Below are 19,979 nucleotides of genomic sequence, written 5' to 3' on the forward strand. Positions count from 1 at the left end.
GCGGTGACAGCTTTGCGAATTATATCTTTACATATCTACCAATACGGAAAATTTTCCAATCGGACCTTTGACTTTTCCGCCTCTCCTGTCCAAGTCATCTACGGATTAAATGAGGCAGGAAAAACGACGATGATGTCATTCATTGAAAGCATGCTGTTCGGTTTTCCGAAAACGAAAAAGTATGAACCGAAAACAGGCGGTGTCTACGGCGGTGTTCTTGAAGCTGAACATCCTGAGTATGGGGTGCTGAAGATCGAACGGACGAAAGGGACTGCCGAAAAACTAAGCGTGTACACAGAAAAGGGCGAAGTAAAGCAGGGAGATGTTTTAAAGCAGCTGTTCCAGGGCACAGACAGGTCGTTGTACAAAGCCATATATTCGTTCGACGTATTCGGGCTGCAGGAAATTCACGCCTTTAATCGGGACAAGATAGGGGAATTTTTGCTCTTTTCCAGCTTGTTTGGTGCTGAAGCCGTATCAAAGCTTGATTCAAGGCTGACGAAGGAAAGCGAAAGGCTCTATAAACCAAATGGGCGAAACCCTCAATTGAATCAGGAGCTGGAAACGCTTAAGCAGCTGGCAGTTAAGCTAAAACAGGCTGAAGCAGAGGAAGCGGGCTATCATCAGCTTCTCGAGGAAAAACGAACGCTTGAAGCCCGCCTTGCAGCCGCGGAAACCGAATTGAAAGAGACGGCGGGACATATCCGAATGATTGAGGGAGCGATTGAGCGAAAGCCGCTGCTAAATGAAAAAGCGACACTCGAACAGGTGATTGCAGAATTTCCGGAACACGCAGGACAATTTCCTGCTGACGGACTGCATCAGCTGGAAAAATATGAATCCCATCTTCACCCGAAATCAGCACAGCTTGAGGCGCTTCGGGTGAAGATGGCGGAGTTGGACAAACAGAGGCAAAAGCTTATCCCCGATAAAGAACTATTGGCGAAAGAAACGCTGATACAAGAGCTTTCGGCAGCGTTTCATATGTACCAATCCTGGGGAGAACAGCTGGCAGCCATTCAGGCACAGCTGCGCCAGACGTCTGCGCAGACAGCGGCAGGGCTGGAACAGCTCAATAAAACGGATGAAAATGAGCTCCTGAATATGAACACCTCATATGATTATGAATGGCAGCTTCAGCAAGCGGTGCAGCAATATGTACAGGCAAGAGACAGAAAACGGCAGCTTGACGAGACGTTTGAACTTGCCCGGCAAGAGCTGGAAGACGCGGAAAAGGCCGTTCGTGCCGCTTCGTCCGCGATTCTTGAAAACAGCCAAAGAAAAGATAAAGAAGCAGCTCTTAGAGCATATGATGAAACACAGGGGCAGCACCAAGAGCAAGCGAAGCTCAGAGAACAGCTAACGTTTTTTGAAAGACAGCAGGCTAAACAGAAAAAGACTGTCATTGCAGCTGGTATGTTGTTCATCGTTCTCTTTTCTCTGCTGCAGCAATGGATTCCCGCCATAAGTTTCGGCGCTGCACTTATTGTGTATTGGCTTGTTTCAGGAAAGTCGTCTTCTCGAAACAGCCGAGAGACAAGACAGCCCATGACGGATATTTCACCAGCAGAAGCTGAAATGCTTAGAGAAGCGTTATGGGAGGATGACCGCAATAAGCAGCACCTTCTCACACAGCGTGCAGCGCTCCAGCAAAAAGAGGCGGCGTATGAAAGGGTCATCCAGCAGTTTGAACAGTGGGAAGCCGAAATGGCGCCGTCCTTTACACAGGTTGAGCGTTTTATGAATGAGCTCGGATTTAAGGAAGATCCATCATTTTTGCTTGATGCATACAGCTTAATGAAGGATGTTAAAAAAGAAGTGAAGAAAAAGCATGAGCTGACCATAGAAGCAGGCAGGCTGAAAAAGCACCGGAGAACATTCGAAGAACGCGTCAGTATGCTTCTTCCCGTGAATCAGAGTCAGGATATCTCCATTTCGGACGCCCTTCACACATTGCGGAAAAACATTGAACGTGAAAAAGAAATTGAGAAGCAAAAAAAGGAAATTGAAACAGATATTCATTATACAAAGGAACAGATGCTTGAACTTGAGCAAGAAATACAGTATTTCCACGCACAGATTGAACAGTTATTTGCCGCGGCTGCTGCAAAAGACAGAGATGCGTTTTTTGCCATAGCCGCCATCAGCAGGCAATTGAAGGATACGGAGAACAAGCTTCATCACGTAAACGCACAGCTTCAAGGCGGGTACCCGGAGGAACTTGAACTGGCGGATTCCAATACGCTTTCTGAATTGAAAGATAAGCAATTTGTTGAGAATGAAAGAAAAGAGCGGCTGACTGAGGAGATCGAGCAGCTCCGCAGCCAAATCGCACTGCTCTCAGTCAAACAGGAACAATTAGAGGCTTCGGGAATGGTCTCAGACCTCAAGCTTCAAACCGAAATGCAAAAAGAACGTGTGAAAGAAACGGCTAAAAAATGGGCCTCCATACAAATGGTCAAACAGGTGATCAGAAACAAATTGGAGCGGCATAAAAAAATCGAGCTTCCGCGCCTTCTGGAGACGGCAGGAGAATTTTTCCGTCCTCTGACTGACGGAAACTACCAAACCATTTATTTTTCCGAAACGGATGATTCGATCATGGTTATGCATCGCGATGGCACTGTCTATCATGCGGAAGAGCTGTCACAAGGGACGTGTGAACAGCTGTATACAGCGATCCGCTTTGCTTTGGCCGTTACGCGCCAGGGTGAGTCAAAGCTTCCGTTCCAGCTTGACGACAGTTTTGTTCATTTTGATCAGGAAAGGCTGAAACGTGTATTACATGTTCTGTATGATTTATCTGAAGGCGGTAGGCAGATTTTGTATTTTACATGCCATGAGCACGTAAAAGATGCATTTCATAGCAGCCAAATCATCCATTTGGTGTCATAAAAGAGGTTCTATAGCTGAAAATCGGTATGTGATATACTGGTATTATGTAAGATACGGAGGGAGCTTTAATAGAATGGCTAAAGGGATTATGCTACATGAGGTTGGCGAACAGGTGGACCAGTATCTATTGATTAAATCCTCGACGAAAGGGATTGCAAGCAATGGAAAACCGTTTCTGACGCTGATGCTGCAAGACCAGTCAGGCGATATTGAAGCGAAGCTGTGGGATGCCAAGCAAAGTGATGAAGTGACCTATGCGCCGCAGACGATTGTCAAGGTCGTCGGCGATGTTCACCATTATCGCGGACGCACCCAGCTGAAGCTAAGAAATATCAGACCGGTAAGCGAGCAAGAAAACGTCAATATTGATGATTTTTTAGAAACCGCGCCGATTCCGAAAAATGAAATGATGGATACCATCACTCAATATATATTTGAAATGAAAAATCCGAATATCCAGCGAATCACAAGGTTTTTGGTTAAAAAACACGAAGCTGAGTTTATGGATTATCCGGCGGCTACGAAAAACCACCATGAGTTTGTCTCAGGTTTGGCGTATCATGTTGTCTCTATGCTGAACCTGGCGAAAGCAATAGCAGATTTATATCCTTCTCTTGATCGTGATCTGCTTTACGCCGGTGTTATCCTGCATGATCTTGGAAAAGTGAAGGAGCTGTCCGGCCCTGTTTCCACTTCATATACGGTTGAAGGCAATTTGCTCGGCCATATTTCCATCATGGTGACAGAGCTTTCAAAAGCGGCTGAGGAGCTTCAAATCGATTCTGAAGAGGTGTTAATTCTTCAGCATTTGATTTTGAGTCACCACGGCAAAGCAGAATGGGGCAGCCCGAAACCGCCTATGGTGAAAGAAGCGGAAATTCTTCACTATATAGACAATCTGGATGCAAAAATGAATATGATGGACAGAGCGCTTGAGCGCGTGAAGCCGGGCGAGTATACTGAACGTGTATTTGCACTGGAAAACCGTTCCTTTTATAAACCGACATTTCATAAATAACTTAAAAAGGACTGATGCTGACATATTCAGCTCAGTCCTTTTTGATGCGTCTTTCCCGCACATAACTCGTCTCATTCCCGCATATGGTTAAGAATAAAGAATCTATGCAAAGGGGGAGGAGCCCGTGTTATTTTTTCCGTGGTGGGTGTATCTTTGTATTGTAGGCATCATTTTCAGCGCATATAAACTTGTGGCGGCAGCCAAAGAGGAAGAAAAAGTAGACCAGGCTTTTATTGAAAAAGAAGGACAGATTTATATGGAGAGGATGGAAAAGGAGCGAGAACGCCGCAGTTCTCAGCAGCATGAAGAAGAAAATCAAAACCATTCCATCGCATAAAAAAAGCTGTGCGGCTCAATGAGCCGCACAGCTTTTTTTATTATTTAGAATTGCTTGAAGATGAAGAAGTGCTGTTGCTTGTTGAAGATGTATTAAATGTGTCTTTCAGATCTTTATCTTTTACTTCGATGTCAGCCTTCTTCATGACTTTTTGAACAGCTTCCTGAACAGCTGCGTTGTCATTTAATTTTTGTTCAAGCACTTCAGATTTCAGTTCTTTTTTCATATCATCATATTTGCCGCGTTCTTCTGTCTTTTTAATGATATGGTAGCCGTATTGCGTTTTGACAGGATCACTGACTTCACCTGTTTTTAATTTGAATGCAGCTTTGCTGAATGTTTCGTCCATTTGGCCTTCTTTTGCGAACCAGCCAAGATCCCCGCCTTTTGAAGCAGAGCTGTCTGTTGAGTATTCTTTCGCAAGGTCTTCAAACTTCTCGCCTTTTTTCAGCTTTTTCTCTACTTCTTCAGCTGTCTTTTTATCAGCAACAAGGATGTGGCTTGCACGGATTTTGCCTTTTAAGCCTTCCCAGTACTCTTTGATATCGGCGTCTGTTACTTTGATGTTATCTTTAGCCGCTTTTTGTGTCAGCAATTCATATTTTACTTGTTCTTTCAGGTAATCTTTGCCATATTGCTTTTCGAGGGCAGTATATTGATCGCCAAGCTGCGTTTTGTATTCTTTCAGCTTGTTGTCAATTTCTTTATCCGAAACTTTATACTTCTTGTCCAATACTTTTTCTTGCACTAGCTGTGTCAGTACGCTTGCGCCAGCTGTTTTCTTCATGTTTGTGTAAAGCTCGCCTTTTGTGACATCGCCTGCGTCTGTTTTTGCGATAACTTCTTTGTCGCCGCTGCTGCAAGCACTGAGAGCGAGGATGCTTGTAGCAGTGATAGCTGCTATTGCGATTTTCTTCATTGTTTTCAAACACTCCTAATCATTCCAAATTAAATTACCTATGCGTATCATAACATATTGTGGCTTTCTGTAAAAAGATTTTAAATAAAGGGCATTCGTCTAGTCAAACTTTTGCTGATGACATACTTATATATTGATCAAGAAAAGGAGGTATGTAACATGAGCGGAGGATACTCTAACGGATTCGCGTTGCTCGTAGTACTGTTCATTTTGCTTATCATCGTAGGTGCAGCTTACATCTACTAAGCAGCCCGAGGATCGCTTGCAACATAAGCGATCCTTTATTTTCACTAGCGCCTAATCGTTTCAAACATGAATTGCATAACATGTAATTGGTAAATAAAGCTTATTACAGGAGGTGCTATTTAAGATGGGTGAAGTATTTGCAGGCGGATTCGCTTTATTGGTTGTGTTATTTATTTTATTGATTATCATCGGCGCTTCTTGGCTGTACTAATCAACATAAAAAAGCATAGCTGCTTAATCAGCAGCTATGCTTTCTTTCGTATTTACACTGTAAAGGAGATCTCCACAAACGAAGAGATCAGTAAAATTAATATAGATACATTAATAAATCGGAATACCTTATCTTGCCGCTCTTCAGGAATCTCTCTGACAAGGCATAATGTATTGGTGAGCCTGTTTATGAAATATAAAATAAACACGGCAGCCACGATAAAATAGAATAAAATGATGGGAGATTCCCCCTCTCTCTGAACTGTCCCATATTACATTACCAAATATTTATTAAAAAAGATAGAATGCAAATTGAAAAATCGCCACCAGCACCAGGGTTTGACTACTTTTCAACAAGAATATCCAAGCCGTCAGCTTCCTGATCAATAAAAGCGGTTTTCGGTGCTTTTATCAGCTTGAGAGCCAGCAGGAAATCAGGCAGACAGTAGCCGGCGTGAATGCCCGAGATCATGCAAAAATAATGAGCGTGATTCGGAAATGCCAGTGCTGCGTAAAACAATACCGGTGTAATCAGCAAGAACGGGCTGACGAGTGAAATCAGCATTGTTGTTTTTGGTATACGTTTCCATGTGCGCATGCGCAATATGTAAAACTTTTTTTCTATTTTTCTTTTTTTGCAGATGATTGGCAGGACATGGATGACTTTATGTACAAATAAAATAACGACGAGCAAACCGCCGAATAAAGATACATATTCATCGCTTAAGCTTGTGCCAGGCCGCAGCAGCTCAAAAGCTAAAAAGGTAGATATAAAAACCAAAATCATAAAACATACAGCAGTTAATATTATGCGAACGGCGCCATAATCCTTCATGAGATTTATGGTCTTCCAGCAATTCATCAAAGTCATCCTTCCATACATCTTGAATAGAATCTCAAAATAATTTACTCCTCCCAAGAGAAAAAATCAATGCTTTTTTAAGAAAAAATATCATCCGGCAGGTATTTTTTTGAAACAAGCAAACAAACTGCGAAATATGGGGTTAGAACTTTCTTCTCAGTGAATTATCAGCTAAAATAAGATTAAAGATAGAAAGAAGTGGTGTGGATGGATTCGATGGATCATCGCATTGAGCGATTAGAATATTACATACAATTATTAGTGAAAACAGTAGATATGGACAGGTACCCCTTCTATGCGCTTCTCATTGATAAAGGGCTGAGCAAGGAAGAAGGGGAAGCGGTTATGAGGATATGCGACGAATTGTCGGAAGAGCTGGCAACACAAAAAGCGCAAGGATTTGTAACCTTTGATAAGCTCCTTGCGCTTTTTGCCGGACAGCTGAATGAAAAATTAGATGTTCATGAAACAATTTTTGCCCTGTATGAGCAGGGGCTTTATCAAGAGCTGATGGAAGTCTTTATCGACATCATGAAGCATTTTGATTAACTGTTTACAGGTTCGAGCTCTTCAGCCGGTTCATCCGCCGCACTGTCCTTTGCTTTTTTCTTCAATTTTCCGTTTACGCTTTCAAAGTCATTGTCAATATTGGTGAGTGACGTTTCGAAAATTTCCATAAAATCATCGCCGTAGATATGGCGTATCATACACATCATTTCTGCCACTTCAGGAAATTTTCCGAATAAATGATATAAAGGCTGTGACCCTTTAAAAACAGCGTTGCGTGTCGGATCAAATTCCTCAAGCAAGCTCCAGAATACCTCGGTACCTTCCTCAGTCAATTGGACATATGTGTTCCGTTTATCATTCAGCCGTTTGGAGAACCTTAAATATCCCCGTTCTTCCAGCTTTTTTGAAAAGTTGAATGCGGTTGATACGTGCATGACCCCGAATTTCGCGATTTCAGAAATGGAAGCTCCATTCAATTGATACGCAATCCATAAAATATGATGCTCATTAATATTCAGGTCATACGGTTTGAGCCATTGCTGCCAATCCTTCTCGATCGATTTCCAAAGAGCCTTGCTAAGCTGAGCCATTTTCTGGGTGAAAACCAGAGCTTCTTTCACATCATAGGGCGGTTCCACTCGATTCATTACGTCACCTGCTTCTCTTTTTCTTTTTCTCTATTATGCCAATAAAATAAAGATTAATAAAGATGAAAATGTAAGAATTTTTTAATAAATTCACAAACCATTGCGACGAAAGGGTTTTTCGGCCAAAAAAAATACGGGTCCAATTTTGGCCCGCATTTTTTTCTTTTGAATAGGATATTAGTTTTGTAAGGTTTTCTCCAGCTGTCTGATTTTCTCTTCGATATCGGCAATTTCTTTTTGCAGATCCTGCTGGTGAGGCTTGATCTCTTCCTGCCATTTTTTAATTGATGTTTGGAGCTCGCCGCCCACGTCTTTAATAACATCCGTGCTTTCTTTTGCCGCTTTGATCAGCTGGTCTTTTAATGCAAGCCCGTCTGACTTTAAGCGTTTGATTGTTTCTTCAAAAGAATCATAATTGGTTTTCATTTTTTCACGCAGCTGCTTTCCTGAGGAAGGTGCAGTAAGAAGAACCGCTGCTCCTCCGATGATGCCGCCTACGAATAGTCCTGTTAATAGAGAACGTCCGCTCGCCATTACAATCACCCCGTCTTTTTCTTCAAAATAGGATTCATTCAGCATTTTTCATTTTTGTTGAAAGCCTGAACTTCTATACATAGCTTGCTTTATTTTAGCATATTTTTTAAGTGAAAAGGAGGGAGAAGGTTGTCTGTCTTTTTGATTGTATTATCCTGCATCACCCTTGCCTTCGCTTCAGGCGCTGTTTACTATATCAAACTTCTCAGCCAGGCTGCTTCTTATCCGCCCAAGAGGGTTATCCGGCAGAAAGCGCTTGTTTGTTCAACCGGAACCGCCTTTACACTATGTCTTATCTTTTTCACAAAACTCCTCGCTTAAAACATGCTGACATGCTGCGGGCGCTCTGTTCAAAAAAACCTCTCCCGGAAGCGGAAGAGGTTTTGTGTGACAATTATTTAGCAGCTTCCATAAAGCTTGAACGCCTTAAAATGGTTTGCACAATCGGATAAATAATGATCATTGAGATTGTATTCAGCACAGCGGCCGGCAGAACAACAGCCGCGAACAATGCGGCGAAACCGCCCGGTAAACCGACGATCAATAAAGCTGACGATAGAAACACAATTCCTGATAAGATGGTCCCGATCACTGTCAGCACAGCGGCTGCACCTGTTTTCCGGCTCTTTCTGAACAAGAGAAACAGGGAGAAGAACAGAAACGCTGATACGGGTTTATCAATGATGTTAGGGATCTGTCCGGCTGGAAACGCGGTTGTAAGCGCGGAAATGATTCCGGTCACGATCCCGATGACGAGTACATTTTGCACCCGCGGGAACAGCAGAATGCCCATGAACATCATGATCAGCATCATATCTGGTTTCATGCCGCCTAAAAAGGGCGGAATAATGGAATGAAGCGCTGCGCCGATTGCGGCAAACAGAGCCATAATGACTAACTCTTTTGTTTTCATAACTATGCTCTCCTCTGCTAAGCTTTTTGCCCTCCAATAATATGCTCATCATTTATTGCGAAGGCTTTACAGAATGTGTTATGCAAACAGTATACCAAACGGACGGTTTGCATAGCCAGACTTTTTACTCATTTTCCTGCTGGAATTTCTTCATGAACGCAGCTAATTTTTCACAGTCTTCGAGAGAGACCGCGTTATAAATAGAAGCGCGGCAGCCTCCCACCGAACGGTGTCCGCCAAGGCCGATCATCTTCGCATCTTTTGCTTTCTGAACGAATGTTTTCGTTAATTCGTCATCCCGAAGCGTGAATGTGACATTCATGCGTGAGCGGCTGTCTTTTCTGGCATGTCCTTTATAGAAGCCGTTGCTTTCATCAATACAGCTGTAGAGAACCTGCGCTTTTTGTTCATTGCGCTGTTCAACAGCTTCCACACCGCCGTTTTCCTTGAGCCATTCCAGAACGAGGCTCAGCATATAAATCGCAAATGTCGGCGGAGTGTTGTAGAGTGAATCCGCTTTGACATGCGTGGAATATTTCAAGATTTTTGGGACGTTCGCATTTTCATTTTGCAGCCAGCTTTTTTTCATGATGACTACAGTCACGCCGGAAGGGCCGAGGTTCTTTTGGGCGCCTCCGTAGATCACATCAAATTTGGACACATCGATTTTTCTGCTTAAAATATCGCTGGACATGTCGGCTACGAGCGGAATTGGAGAATTCGGAAACTCCTGCCACTGAGTGCCGAAAATTGTATTGTTGGATGTGATATGTAAATATGCGCCGTCTTTTACATCCGTAAGGTCAACCTCTGGAATATAACTGTAATTGTCTGTTTCACTTGTAGCGGTGATAGACGTGTTCCCGAACAGTTTCGTTTCTGCCAGTGCTTTTTCAGACCAAGCGCCGGTCATCACAAAATGTGCGGTTTTTTCAGGTGTTAAAAAGTTCATCGGAAGCATTGAGAATTGAAGGCTTGCCCCGCCTTGAAGAAACAAGATATCGTAATCTTCCGGAATGCCCATCAGTTCGATTAAGAGGCTTTTCGCTTTTTGGTGCACCGCTTCATACTCTTTGCTGCGGTGGGAAAGCTCCATAACAGACATGCCGGATTCGTTAAAATCAATAAATTCTTTCTGTGCTTTTTGCAGAACTTCCAGTGGCAGCGCTGCAGGACCTGCGTTAAAATTCGTTGTACGTTCCATTATGATCTCTCCCTGTTTTCCACGTTAATGTATAAAATAATACAATTATCCTATCACAAAAATTCAGTTTTTTGATAAAAAATTAGAATTATCAAAAGAAATTGACGGATGTTTGCGAAATGTTCACAAAATAAAATAACCTCATCTTATGATGAGGCCAGGCGTTTTGCGATAGAGGAAGAGATGTTCTGCAGATCCTCCGGTTTATAATCATCAGCATGCGTTTTCCAAACCGCTCCGAATCCATCTCCTTTTCCGTAGCGAGGGATAATATGCATATGGTAGTGGAACACAGATTGTCCAGCTTTTTCGCCGTTATTGTTCAGCGTATTTAAGCCGATCGGTTCAAATTCATCCCGGATAGCGCGGGCGATTTTTGGAACAGCATGGAAATATTGTTTTGCTAATTCATCTGTAAATTCATATACATTCTCAATATGTGTTTTCGGAATGACAAGCGTATGGCCTTTTGTCACTTGGCTGATATCAAGAAAGGCAAGTACATGTTCATCTTCATACACCTTCGCTGATGGAATGTCGCCGGCAATAATTTTACAAAAGATACAATTCTCTGCACAATGCATGAGGGTTCCTCCTTATGAAATTGTTTAGTATGTATACATTCATCGTACCACAGAAATGCAGAAAATAGAAAACAGGATGAACGGCGAGCGTTCACCCTGAATGCAGAGGAAGAGCTTATATGAAGAAAATGTGTTATGCCTTTGGTAAGCACCTCATTTGTCAATAAAATGAAGACTTGTTTAATGCCTAACGATTCCTGCGATAAACACCTCATTTGACAATTTGCTTCATACATGAAGAATTCATCAATTCAGTGAAGAGAAATGGTTTGAGCATTGGACATGTTTATTTTCTATCCAACTGTTTCTAAGACGTCTTTGACAAACACCTCATTTTTCAGTTGATATGCTTTTCCTCTACAACTTTTATGATGTCCAGAACCCTGTCTCTTTATGACAGCAAATTCATCATTTGTTAAAAGGGAATTGTTTCAAATCAGGCCTTGTTTTTGGTACTATGAAGAAAAACACTATAAGGGGAGAAACTATGTCTCTGCTATCGGTAAAAGACTTGACCGGCGGATATACAAGGAATCCGGTTTTAAAAAACGTATCATTCACCCTTGAACCGAATCAAATTGTCGGCTTAATCGGGCTGAATGGTGCTGGTAAAAGTACAACAATCAGACACATCATCGGGCTGATGGACCCGCATAAAGGTTCAATCGAATTAAACGGTAAAACGTTTGCTGAGGATCCGGAAGGCTACCGTTCACAATTTACCTATATACCTGAAACACCTGTTTTATACGAAGAATTGACGCTGATGGAGCATCTTGAACTAACAGCCATGGCATATGGACTGTCAAAAGAAACGATGGAGAAAAGGCTGCCTCCGCTACTAAAGGAATTCCGAATGGAAAAGAGGCTGAAGTGGTTCCCGGCCCATTTTTCTAAAGGAATGAAGCAGAAGGTTATGATTATGTGCGCATTTTTGGCAGAGCCTGCGCTCTACATTATTGATGAGCCTTTTCTAGGGCTTGATCCGCTTGCCATTAACGCGCTGCTTGAACGGATGAATGAAGCGAAAAAAGGCGGGGCGAGCGTGCTGATGTCAACACACATTTTGGCAACGGCAGAACGCTATTGCGATTCGTTTATTATTTTACATAACGGCGAGGTGCGGGCGCGCGGCACGCTGTCAGAGCTCAGAGAGCAGTTTGGAATGAAGGACGCGGCGCTGGACGATTTGTATCTTGAGCTTACAAAGGAAGACGCTGGCCATGAATAATATGCTTGATATTTGGCAGTCGCGGCTGCAGGAGCATATCAAAGAAACAAGAACATACATGAAATATATGCTCAACGATCACCTCGTCATTGTTTTGATTTTTTTTCTAGCGGGCGCTGCAAGCTGGTACAGCAAATGGATACGGGACATTCCCGCTCACTTTCCGTCCTTTTGGGTGATGGCCGTGCTGTTTTCGCTCGTATTGACAAGCTCTTATGTGCGAACGCTTTTGAAGGAGGCTGACCTTGTTTTCTTATTGCCTCTTGAAGCAAAAATGGAGCCTTACTTGAAGCAGGCGTTTGTCTACAGCTATGTGTCTCAGCTGTTTCCGCTGATTGCGCTGAGCATCGTTGCGATGCCGCTTTATTTCGCAGTCACTCCGGGAGCTTCGCTCGTATCGTATGCCGCGGTCTTTGTCCAACTGTTGCTGCTGAAAGCGTGGAATCAGGTAATGGAATGGCGAACGACTTTCCAAAACGACCGCAGCATGAAACGGATGGACGTCATCATTCGCTTTGCGGCGAATACACTCGTTCTTTATTTTGTTTTCCAATCTGTTTATATGTATGCGCTTCTCGTCTATGTCATTATGGCTGTTCTTTATCTGTATATGTCTTCCGCAGCAAAACGGAAAACATTTAAATGGGAGAGCCATATTGAGTCCGAATTGAGACGAAAGCAGCGTTTCTATCGGATTGCCAACCTGTTTACTGATGTGCCGCATTTGCGAAAGCAAGCCAAACGCAGAGCTTATCTCGACTTTTTGCTGCGGCTTGTGCCGTTTGAACAGCGCAAAACATTTGCCTATATGTTCACCCGCGCCTTTTTGCGTTCGAGCGATTATTTGGGCATTCTTGTCAGATTAACGATCGTTTTCGCGCTGATCATTATGTATGTCTCAGCCAGCCCGCTGATTGCCGCGGTTTTGACTGTGTTTGCCATTTTCATTACGGGCATTCAGCTTCTGCCGCTCTTCGGTCACTTTGACCATCTGGCGCTTCAAGAGCTGTACCCTGTGCAAAAAGAAACAAAGCTGAAAAGCTATTTCTCTCTATTAAAAACTGCACTTAGTATTCAAGCGCTGCTGATGTCTGTTGCATCTGCCTATGCAGCCGGCTTGACCGGTTTTCTGTACGCGCTGATCGGTTCTGCCGTTCTGATTTTTGTTGTTTTGCCTGCTTATATGACGACCAGGCTGAAAAAGCACGGAAAGCTGTGAACTGAAAAGAGGTAATCAAATGACAGATAATCAGCTGCTGATGCAGGAAGCTTTGGAATGGAAAATGCATTTTTTGCGAAAGGATTCCATGTTTGAACGCTTTTCGAAGCGTGTCCAGACGAAGGTGAATGAACGGATTCCTGAAAAAATCCATACGGTCGTCACCGAGAGTGTGAAAAAAATGGTAGAAGCGACAATGGCCGGCTCTAATATCATCACCTATAAAAAGGATACAAGTGCACTGTCGCTCAGTGAAAAAAACGAATTGGCGAAAAAAACGATTGTTTCTTATCAAAAAGTGGCAGCTGCTGAGGGAGTCGGCACCGGAGCGGGCGGCATTTTTTTAAGCATTGCTGATTTTCCGCTGCTGCTTTCAATTAAGATGAAGTGTTTATTTACCTTGTCTTCCATTTACGGCTTTGATGTCAAGGATGCACAAGAAAGGATATTTTTGCTGCTCGTGTTTCAGCTTGCGTTTTCGAGTGATGATGGCCGTAAGTCGCTTTTTTCTGTCATCGAAAATTGGGAGACGGAGAAAAAGAGCATCGACTGGAGAGTGTTCCAGCAGGAATATCGCGATTATATCGACGTCGTGAAGCTTTTTCAGCTTTTGCCGGGCGTAGGAGCGGCAGTCGGCGGAATTGCCAATTATAAGCTGCTTGCTCAGCTTGGAGAAACGGCAAGACATGTTTTTCATCTGAGGATATTAAAGGAAACAGCCGGAGAATAAACACTCCGGCTGTTTTTTTATAGCTGATGATAGGTGATCGCAGCGCCGGCAAGGACCTTGGCCGCTGTCAGCATGGCTTTTTCGTTGATATCAAATTTCGGATGGTGGTGGGAATAGACTCGCTCTGGCTGTTCGGGAGCGGCGCCTGTAAAGAAAAAAGTGCCCTTCACGTTTTGTAAGTAATAAGCAAAATCCTCGCCGCCCATTTGTGGTTCACCGTCAATGACCTGCTGAACGCCCTCGGTATTCTTTGCGGTGCTCACCAAGTGGTTCGTTTCTGCAGGATGGTTCACAACCGCTGGATAACCCTGTTCATAGGTGTACTCATAGGACGCGCCGTGCATGCTGCATATTCCTTTTACAACCGCTTCAATTTCTTTCTCCAGAATGTCCCGGACATTTTCATCAAAAGAACGCGCTGTGCCGATGAGTACTGCTTGGTCTGCGATGACATTAAACGGATTGTCGGCGATGAAGGAGCCTGTCGAAATGACGGCGGATTGAATCGGATTGACTTTGCGGCTGACAATGTGCTGCAAAGAGGAAACGATTTGCGAACCGATTAGGACGGCGTCTTTAGTATCATGCGGATGAGCGCCGTGGCCGCCCTTTCCGAAGACTTTAATCGTAAATCGGTCTGCCGCCGCCATTACGGCGCCGGGGCGGCAGAGAATAGTTCCGAGCGGCTCAGTTGCCCAAAGATGAGTGCCGAATATCACATCCGTGTTTTCGAGACATCCGTCATCAATCATTGGCTTTGCGCCTCCAGGATAATATTCTTCTGCATGCTGGTGGATCATCACAAATGTTCCCTTCAGTTCATGTCTGTTTTGGTGAAGGACCTTGGCCACTGCGAGAAGAGCTGCGGTGTGGCCGTCGTGGCCGCATGCATGCATGACACCAGGCACTTTGGAGGCGTAAGGGACATCTTTTTCATCTTGAATGGGGAGAGCGTCAAAGTCGGCCCTCAAAGCGACTGTAGGGCCGGGTTCGCTTCCTTCTATATTTGCTAAAACCCCTCTACCGCCAACGTTTGTGCGGATTGGGACTCCTAACGATTCATAATAGGAAGCAATAAATGCGGCGGTTTTTTCTTCTTGAAATGAGAGCTCAGGATACATATGAAAATGGCGCCTGATCTCAACCATTTCTTCAAAACAGCCGTCGAGCTGTTTGTTTATCTCTTTCTGCAGTGTGGATATGGACAAAGCCGCTTCCCCCTTTTCTATGCTTTTCCATGATTGTATAGAAAAAGTCTGAATATTTCAACTCATGCTGTTTTAAAGCATCATCACAGCTGCGAGGGTTGTCACCAAAAGGCCAATCGCGACGGGAATGAAGTTTTTTCTGGCAAGCTCAAAAGGATCAACTTTGCAAATGGCCGCGGCGGGAATCAAAGCCCATGGGACCAGTGTTCCTCCGCCCACCCAGATGGCAGAGATTTGTCCGAGCGCGGTCAGAATAGCGGGATCGGCATGGAGAGCGGACGAAAAGAGCTTTGCGATGGAGCCGGCGAGAGAAATGCCAGAAAATCCTGAGCCGTCAAGGCCTGTTATGGCTCCAGCGGCAGTTAATGCAGTGGCGGCAAGCTCCTTTGACATAGGCATCATATGGGATAAAGCAATGCCAAGATCGTTGACAATGCCGTGGGAACCTTTAGGGAGTGAAGTGCCCAGTATGCTTTCATAGCCTGAGTCGCCAAGATAAAAGAAAGCGGCAATCGGGATGACGGGGCCGAAAACCTTAAAACCGAACTTAAATCCGTCAATAAAATAGCCGGTGATTTTTTCAAGCCCTTTATGCTTATACACGAAAAAATGAACGGTAAAGAGGATACAAATTGCAGACCCGCCAATTAACGCGGTTGCATCATTTCCTTGTAGGTTAAACAAGAGCATGCAGGCGATATCTGCAAGAAAGGCAAGCGGAATCAAAAAAGCCAGTATGGACCGCAGGCGTTTTGGCAAGTACAGCGAGTTGTCTTGTTCGCCGGAAAGAACGGGGGAAAAAGAAGTGGGATGCTCCTGTTTTTTGCGTTCGCGCTGAATCATGATAAAGGCAGCAGTTGTTGTTGTCACACCCATAATCAGCACAAGCGGAATACTGGCCGAGACGACATCACCGACTGGAATGCCTGCTGCATCCGCAGTCAGCTTTGGCGCCGCCTGAATGACAAAGTCTCCTGACAGGGCAAAACCGTGTCCGAATAAGTTCATGGCCATGGCCGCGGCAAGAGGCGTCAAACCGGCACGTGCGGCTGCGGGGAGCAGGACGGCGCCGATCAAAGCGACACCCGGAGAAGGCCAGAAGAATAGAGAAATGGCGAACATCAGGCCTCCAATCAGCCAATAGGCAGTCACAGGCCCTCTCACAAGGCTTGCAAAGGGAGAAATCATCGCTTCATTTATCCCTGTTTTTGTTAACAAATCACTCATTGAAACGATAAAGCAAATGATGAAAATCGTGGGCAGCAGTTCGCCGGCCGCATAGATAAAGCTGTGGAATAAACTGCTGACAGAAGCTGAAAGTGAATGGCTGGCCCATAGCGATATGATAAAAATGCCGAATAGAGAAATAAATGTCGTGTCTTTTCTCAGCAGCATAAATAGGATAATTGCACCGATAAAAAACACATACAGAACATGGACAGGCAAAATCCCGACTTCCATCATCGATCACTCCTTCCGCTTACAGATTATTCATAGGCGGGCGGAAGGTGCCGGGACAGAGGGGAGGGTTATGATGGAAGATGAACATTGATCTGTTTCAGCTGCTCAATCAGATGATGCCTTAATCCTCTATTCGCTTTTTGCAGATGTTTTGGGAAGCATTCAGGAGAAAAAATGACGCACCCTTCAGCAAGCCAGTTTTTTCTATAGGCGATGATGCTTTCCGATGGCTCTATATGAGTTATCCTCGTGCTGCATCTCGTACTCATCAAATCCGAACTGAAAACCGCAGCACGGGCAGATTTCATGAGAATGATTGCCTTCATGATCATATGGCGGTTCAGCCAATCCCTTAAACCCGCAGACTGGGCAAGTATGCTTCATTTTGCTTTCCTCCCAATAAAATAAGCTGCCGGACATGCCGGCAGCTATTCGACAGCGAAATATGTGGTGACATAGGAAGGCCGGGAGAAGATCGACGTTGTGTCAATTCCGGCAGATGTATCGCGTTTTTTGTGGGCTTCTTTGTAAGAACCGGACTGCTGCCAGTCTTGAAAGGCGCTTTCCGTTTCCCACAAGGTCAGAATGACATAGGTGTCACTGTCAAGCGGACGGAGCACTCGAATTGCTTCAAAGCCAGGCTCGTTTTCGACTTTTCCCGCTCTGTTTTTAAATCTGTTTTCAAACAGCGGACGCCCTTCCTGAGTAACGGCAATATTGTTCAATACTGCAAAACCGGGATGTTTGATCTCTCCGACTTGGTCAATGACTTCATAAGCGTGTGGTGCCTGGAAAACGGTATCTCCGTTTGTTTCATGAATTAAAATGGCGTTTTCCTGCCCCTGCATCAAAAGGATATTTTCTGAGGGATGCTTCTGTACGATCGTTTTTAAAAAATCGGCTGTCCCATATGTAATATAAACCTTCATATCAGCCACCTCCTGCTTGCTAGTATATCAAAACAATGGTATAAGTTTCTATTGGCGAGTGCTTCGAACATAATTCCAAACAATTTTTCCCATACTACCTTTAGAAAGGCGAGGTGAGTTCATGTTTAAGATAAAGAAAAAGAAACTTTTTATACCTATCATTATTTTAGTGTTAACTGCTTTTCTCGCTTTAATAGGATATATTTCAATTATTTTTCTCGGCCATTATGTCATAGATGAAAAAAAGCTTATTCTTCATGCTTCTTCAAAAATTGTTGATCAAAACGGAGATGAGGTTGCAAGCCTGTATACAGAAAATCGCGAGCCGGTCTCGATCAATGAGATTCCTAAGCAGGTCAGAGAAGCGTTTATCGCTGTTGAGGATAAAAGGTTCTATGAGCATCACGGCATTGATGCAAAATCCGTCGGAAGGGCAGTGTACCGCGATATATTAGCAGGCGGAAAGGTGGAAGGCGGAAGCACGATCACCCAGCAGCTTGCCAAAAATATTTTTCTGACACATGACAAAACATTTCTAAGAAAAACAAAAGAAGTGATCATTGCGATTAATCTTGAACGGGATTACAGCAAGGACAAGCTGCTTGAAATGTATTTAAACCAGCTTTACTTCGGACACGGGGTTTACGGCATACAAGCGGCGTCCCACTATTATTTTAATAAAGAAGTAAAAGATTTGACTGTATCTGAAGGCGCTGTTTTGGCCGCTATTCCGAAGGCGCCTTCTACGTACTCTCCAATTTTGCACCCTGATAAAAATAAGGAGCGGCGTGATACAATTCTAGGTATGATGAATGACCAAGGCTATATCAGTGCGAAAGAGGCTGTCACCGCACAGGGCCGGACGCTTGGACTGCATGTGAAGAAACAGTCGGAAACACCTTGGTTTGACAGCTACATTGACCTTGTGATCAAAGAGGCGGAAGACAAGTATTCCATTTCCGGAGAGCAGCTTCTTCAAGGCGGATACACGATCAAGGTGCCGCTCGATTCGAAGCTGCAGAAGACGGCTTACCAGGTGATGAAAGAGGGAAGCTATTATCCCGGAACAGATCAGAATGCCGAGGGAAGCGCGGTCTTTATTAATAACAAGACAGGCGGTGTAGAAGCGGCCATCGGCGGAAGGGATTACACATCCAAAGGATATAACCGTGTCACAGCTGTCCGCCAGCCGGGTTCCACATTTAAGCCGCTTGCTGTATACGGACCGGCGATGCAGGAAAAGAAATTTAAGCCATATTCTCTATTGAAGGATGAGTTGCAGTCCTACGGAGATTATACGCCGAAAAACTACGACAGCCGGTATGAGGGCGAAGTCACTATGTCTGACGCCATTACGTACAGCAAAAACGCGCCGGCTGTCTGGACGCTGAATGAGATCGGCGTCGAAACAGGGAAATCTTATTTGAAAGCAAACGGCATTGATATCCCTGATGAAGGCCTTGCTCTTGCTCTAGGCGGCTTGGAAAAAGGCGTTTCACCGCTCCAGCTTGCCGGCGCGTTTCATACATTTGCCGCGAATGGAACGTATACTGAACCCTTCTTTATCTCGAGCATAATAGATGAAGACGGAGAAACAATAGCCGATCATAAAGAAGAAGGAAAGCGGGTATTCAGCAAGCAGACGTCTTGGAATATGACGAGAATGCTGCAGCAGGTAGTCAAAAAGGGAACGGCCACGTCCGGCACCTATCACGGCGACCTGGCGGGAAAAACAGGTTCAACATCTTATACAGGCGTCTCCGGCGCGACAAAGGACGCCTGGTTTGCAGGCTATACGCCGAAAATAACCGGGGCAGTCTGGATGGGCTATGACAAAACGGATCAAAACCATTATTTGAAAGCCGGGAGCTCATACCCGACGCGGCTGTTTAAGGATATTTTGACACAGGCAGGAGAAACCGGTCATGTGTTCACAAAGCCTAAAAACGTTAAAGAACTGGAAAGCCCGATTGAGCTGAAGCCGGTCAAAACACTCACAGCCGATTACACATTTAAAGCAGCGGGGCTCTTTACTATTGAATTAAAGTGGGACGCTCAAGAGGATGATCGGGCCGTATACAGAATTTATGTAAACAAGGACGGCGAGGAGACGCTTCTTGATTCGGTTGAAGGGAAGGGAAGCTATGAAATTCCTTATGCCAACTTATTTTCGGGCGCGTCTTATAAAATTGTGCCTTATAATACACAGACAAAAAGAGAAGGGGAAGGAACCGATTACGTTCAGCCAAAATTGTTTTCCTCTTAATGGAATTCGGCGATTTTTTGAACTTTGAGCTACATTTCTATACCATTTGCCTAAAA

22 protein-coding genes and 1 pseudogene are annotated in these 19,979 nt (G+C 44.3%); 11 read left to right on the top strand and 12 right to left on the bottom strand.

Translation table 11 applies throughout. The annotated features are described in order from the left end of the window. Nucleotides 1-3: 3 nt before the first annotated feature. The 3 genes from sbcE to yhaL all read left to right on the top strand — a co-directional run bounded on the left by sbcE (nucleotide 4) and on the right by yhaL (nucleotide 4,250). Complete coding sequence (sbcE, locus tag NST22_RS05400) at nucleotides 4-2,895, top strand: DNA repair/recombination ATPase SbcE (protein WP_003233256.1); 2,892 nt, start codon at nucleotides 4-6, stop codon at nucleotides 2,893-2,895. Nucleotides 2,896-2,968: 73 nt separating this feature from the next. After that, the gene (gene yhaM / locus NST22_RS05405) at nucleotides 2,969-3,913 is read left to right on the top strand and encodes a 3'-5' exoribonuclease YhaM (protein ID WP_003245698.1); all 945 of its coding nucleotides are present in this window, start codon (nucleotides 2,969-2,971) and stop codon (nucleotides 3,911-3,913) included. A gap of 124 nt (nucleotides 3,914-4,037) precedes the next feature. Further along, complete coding sequence (gene yhaL / locus NST22_RS05410) at nucleotides 4,038-4,250, top strand: sporulation protein YhaL (protein ID WP_003233252.1); 213 nt, start codon at nucleotides 4,038-4,040, stop codon at nucleotides 4,248-4,250. A gap of 40 nt (nucleotides 4,251-4,290) precedes the next feature. Here the strand turns inward: yhaL and prsA are convergent, their stop codons facing one another. After that, nucleotides 4,291-5,169, bottom strand: coding sequence for a peptidylprolyl isomerase PrsA (gene prsA / locus NST22_RS05415; protein WP_003245079.1), 879 nt, complete (start codon nucleotides 5,167-5,169; stop codon nucleotides 4,291-4,293). Between the two features lie 159 nt (nucleotides 5,170-5,328). Between prsA and yhzE1 the strand changes: the two genes are divergently transcribed. Next, nucleotides 5,329-5,415: a sporulation protein YhzE1 gene (yhzE1, locus tag NST22_RS05420; protein WP_003327753.1), complete on the top strand. Its 87-nt coding sequence runs from the start codon at nucleotides 5,329-5,331 to the stop codon at nucleotides 5,413-5,415. Between the two features lie 124 nt (nucleotides 5,416-5,539). Further along, complete coding sequence (yhzE2, locus tag NST22_RS05425) at nucleotides 5,540-5,626, top strand: sporulation protein YhzE2 (RefSeq protein ID WP_003155248.1); 87 nt, start codon at nucleotides 5,540-5,542, stop codon at nucleotides 5,624-5,626. Nucleotides 5,627-5,678: 52 nt separating this feature from the next. Here the strand turns inward: yhzE2 and NST22_RS05430 are convergent, their stop codons facing one another. Both NST22_RS05430 and NST22_RS05435 read right to left on the bottom strand, forming a co-directional pair. Beyond that, nucleotides 5,679-5,861, bottom strand: a complete 183-nt coding sequence (locus NST22_RS05430; protein WP_024571667.1) for a hypothetical protein — start codon at nucleotides 5,859-5,861, stop codon at nucleotides 5,679-5,681. Between the two features lie 107 nt (nucleotides 5,862-5,968). Further along, complete coding sequence (locus NST22_RS05435) at nucleotides 5,969-6,487, bottom strand: DUF3267 domain-containing protein (protein ID WP_003245590.1); 519 nt, start codon at nucleotides 6,485-6,487, stop codon at nucleotides 5,969-5,971. Between the two features lie 207 nt (nucleotides 6,488-6,694). On the opposite strand from NST22_RS05435, the gene NST22_RS05440 reads away from it, so the two are divergent. Beyond that, a complete protein-coding gene (locus NST22_RS05440; protein WP_009966921.1) occupies nucleotides 6,695-7,036 on the top strand; it encodes a YhaI family protein in 342 nt (113 codons plus the stop codon). Here the strand turns inward: NST22_RS05440 and NST22_RS05445 are convergent. Next, nucleotides 7,033-7,644, bottom strand: a complete 612-nt coding sequence (locus tag NST22_RS05445; RefSeq protein WP_003239501.1) for an HTH-type transcriptional regulator Hpr — start codon at nucleotides 7,642-7,644, stop codon at nucleotides 7,033-7,035. The two genes, NST22_RS05440 and NST22_RS05445, sit on opposite strands and share 4 nt — an antisense overlap. A gap of 177 nt (nucleotides 7,645-7,821) precedes the next feature. Continuing rightward, nucleotides 7,822-8,178 carry a YtxH domain-containing protein gene (locus NST22_RS05450; protein WP_003245875.1) on the bottom strand — a complete coding sequence of 119 codons (357 nt, stop codon included), beginning with the start codon at nucleotides 8,176-8,178 and terminating at the stop codon, nucleotides 7,822-7,824. Between the two features lie 129 nt (nucleotides 8,179-8,307). Between NST22_RS05450 and NST22_RS05455 the strand changes: the two genes are divergently transcribed. Continuing rightward, entirely contained in the window at nucleotides 8,308-8,499 is a 192-nt protein-coding gene (locus NST22_RS05455) for a hypothetical protein (protein ID WP_003233238.1), read from the top strand. 73 nt (nucleotides 8,500-8,572) lie between these two features. Here NST22_RS05455 and trpP read toward each other — a convergent pair whose 3' ends face one another. From trpP to NST22_RS05470, 3 genes are all read right to left on the bottom strand, one after another. Next, nucleotides 8,573-9,091: a tryptophan transporter TrpP gene (trpP, locus tag NST22_RS05460; RefSeq protein WP_003233236.1), complete on the bottom strand. Its 519-nt coding sequence runs from the start codon at nucleotides 9,089-9,091 to the stop codon at nucleotides 8,573-8,575. Nucleotides 9,092-9,215: 124 nt separating this feature from the next. Beyond that, entirely contained in the window at nucleotides 9,216-10,295 is a 1,080-nt protein-coding gene (gene serC, locus NST22_RS05465) for a 3-phosphoserine/phosphohydroxythreonine transaminase (protein ID WP_003233234.1), read from the bottom strand. A gap of 146 nt (nucleotides 10,296-10,441) precedes the next feature. Next, entirely contained in the window at nucleotides 10,442-10,879 is a 438-nt protein-coding gene (locus tag NST22_RS05470; protein WP_003233231.1) for an HIT family protein, read from the bottom strand. Between the two features lie 487 nt (nucleotides 10,880-11,366). On the opposite strand from NST22_RS05470, the gene ecsA reads away from it, so the two are divergent. Genes ecsA through NST22_RS05485 form a run of 3 tightly spaced genes read left to right on the top strand, consistent with a single transcriptional unit; the run spans nucleotide 11,367 to nucleotide 14,059 of the window. Further along, nucleotides 11,367-12,110, top strand: a complete 744-nt coding sequence (gene ecsA, locus NST22_RS05475) for an ABC transporter ATP-binding protein EcsA (RefSeq protein WP_003233230.1) — start codon at nucleotides 11,367-11,369, stop codon at nucleotides 12,108-12,110. Further along, nucleotides 12,103-13,329 carry an ABC transporter permease EcsB gene (gene ecsB, locus NST22_RS05480; protein WP_003245169.1) on the top strand — a complete coding sequence of 409 codons (1,227 nt, stop codon included), beginning with the start codon at nucleotides 12,103-12,105 and terminating at the stop codon, nucleotides 13,327-13,329. The genes ecsA and ecsB overlap by 8 nt, the downstream gene beginning before the upstream one ends. A gap of 19 nt (nucleotides 13,330-13,348) precedes the next feature. Further along, complete coding sequence (locus NST22_RS05485) at nucleotides 13,349-14,059, top strand: EcsC family protein (protein WP_003233225.1); 711 nt, start codon at nucleotides 13,349-13,351, stop codon at nucleotides 14,057-14,059. A gap of 17 nt (nucleotides 14,060-14,076) precedes the next feature. Here the strand turns inward: NST22_RS05485 and sndC are convergent, their stop codons facing one another. The 4 genes and pseudogenes from sndC to hmoB all read right to left on the bottom strand — a co-directional run bounded on the left by sndC (nucleotide 14,077) and on the right by hmoB (nucleotide 17,657). Then, the gene (gene sndC, locus NST22_RS05490; RefSeq protein ID WP_003245681.1) at nucleotides 14,077-15,267 is read right to left on the bottom strand and encodes an N-acetyl amino acid acetylase SndC; all 1,191 of its coding nucleotides are present in this window, start codon (nucleotides 15,265-15,267) and stop codon (nucleotides 14,077-14,079) included. Nucleotides 15,268-15,339: 72 nt separating this feature from the next. After that, nucleotides 15,340-16,731, bottom strand: coding sequence for a hypothetical protein (locus tag NST22_RS05495; protein WP_003233218.1), 1,392 nt, complete (start codon nucleotides 16,729-16,731; stop codon nucleotides 15,340-15,342). Between the two features lie 65 nt (nucleotides 16,732-16,796). Continuing rightward, nucleotides 16,797-17,112, bottom strand: a pseudogene (locus NST22_RS05500) (hypothetical protein). A 44-nt stretch (nucleotides 17,113-17,156) separates the two neighbouring features. Further along, a complete protein-coding gene (gene hmoB, locus NST22_RS05505) occupies nucleotides 17,157-17,657 on the bottom strand; it encodes a heme-degrading oxygenase HmoB (protein ID WP_003244748.1) in 501 nt (166 codons plus the stop codon). A 121-nt stretch (nucleotides 17,658-17,778) separates the two neighbouring features. Between hmoB and NST22_RS05510 the strand changes: the two genes are divergently transcribed. Beyond that, complete coding sequence (locus NST22_RS05510) at nucleotides 17,779-19,923, top strand: transglycosylase domain-containing protein (protein ID WP_003233213.1); 2,145 nt, start codon at nucleotides 17,779-17,781, stop codon at nucleotides 19,921-19,923. The last annotated feature ends 56 nt before the right edge of the window (nucleotides 19,924-19,979 follow it).

Origin of the sequence: Bacillus sp. PS237, assembly GCF_037963345.1 — a bacterium.
Classification (GTDB): Bacteria; Bacillota; Bacilli; order Bacillales; family Bacillaceae; genus Bacillus; species Bacillus subtilis.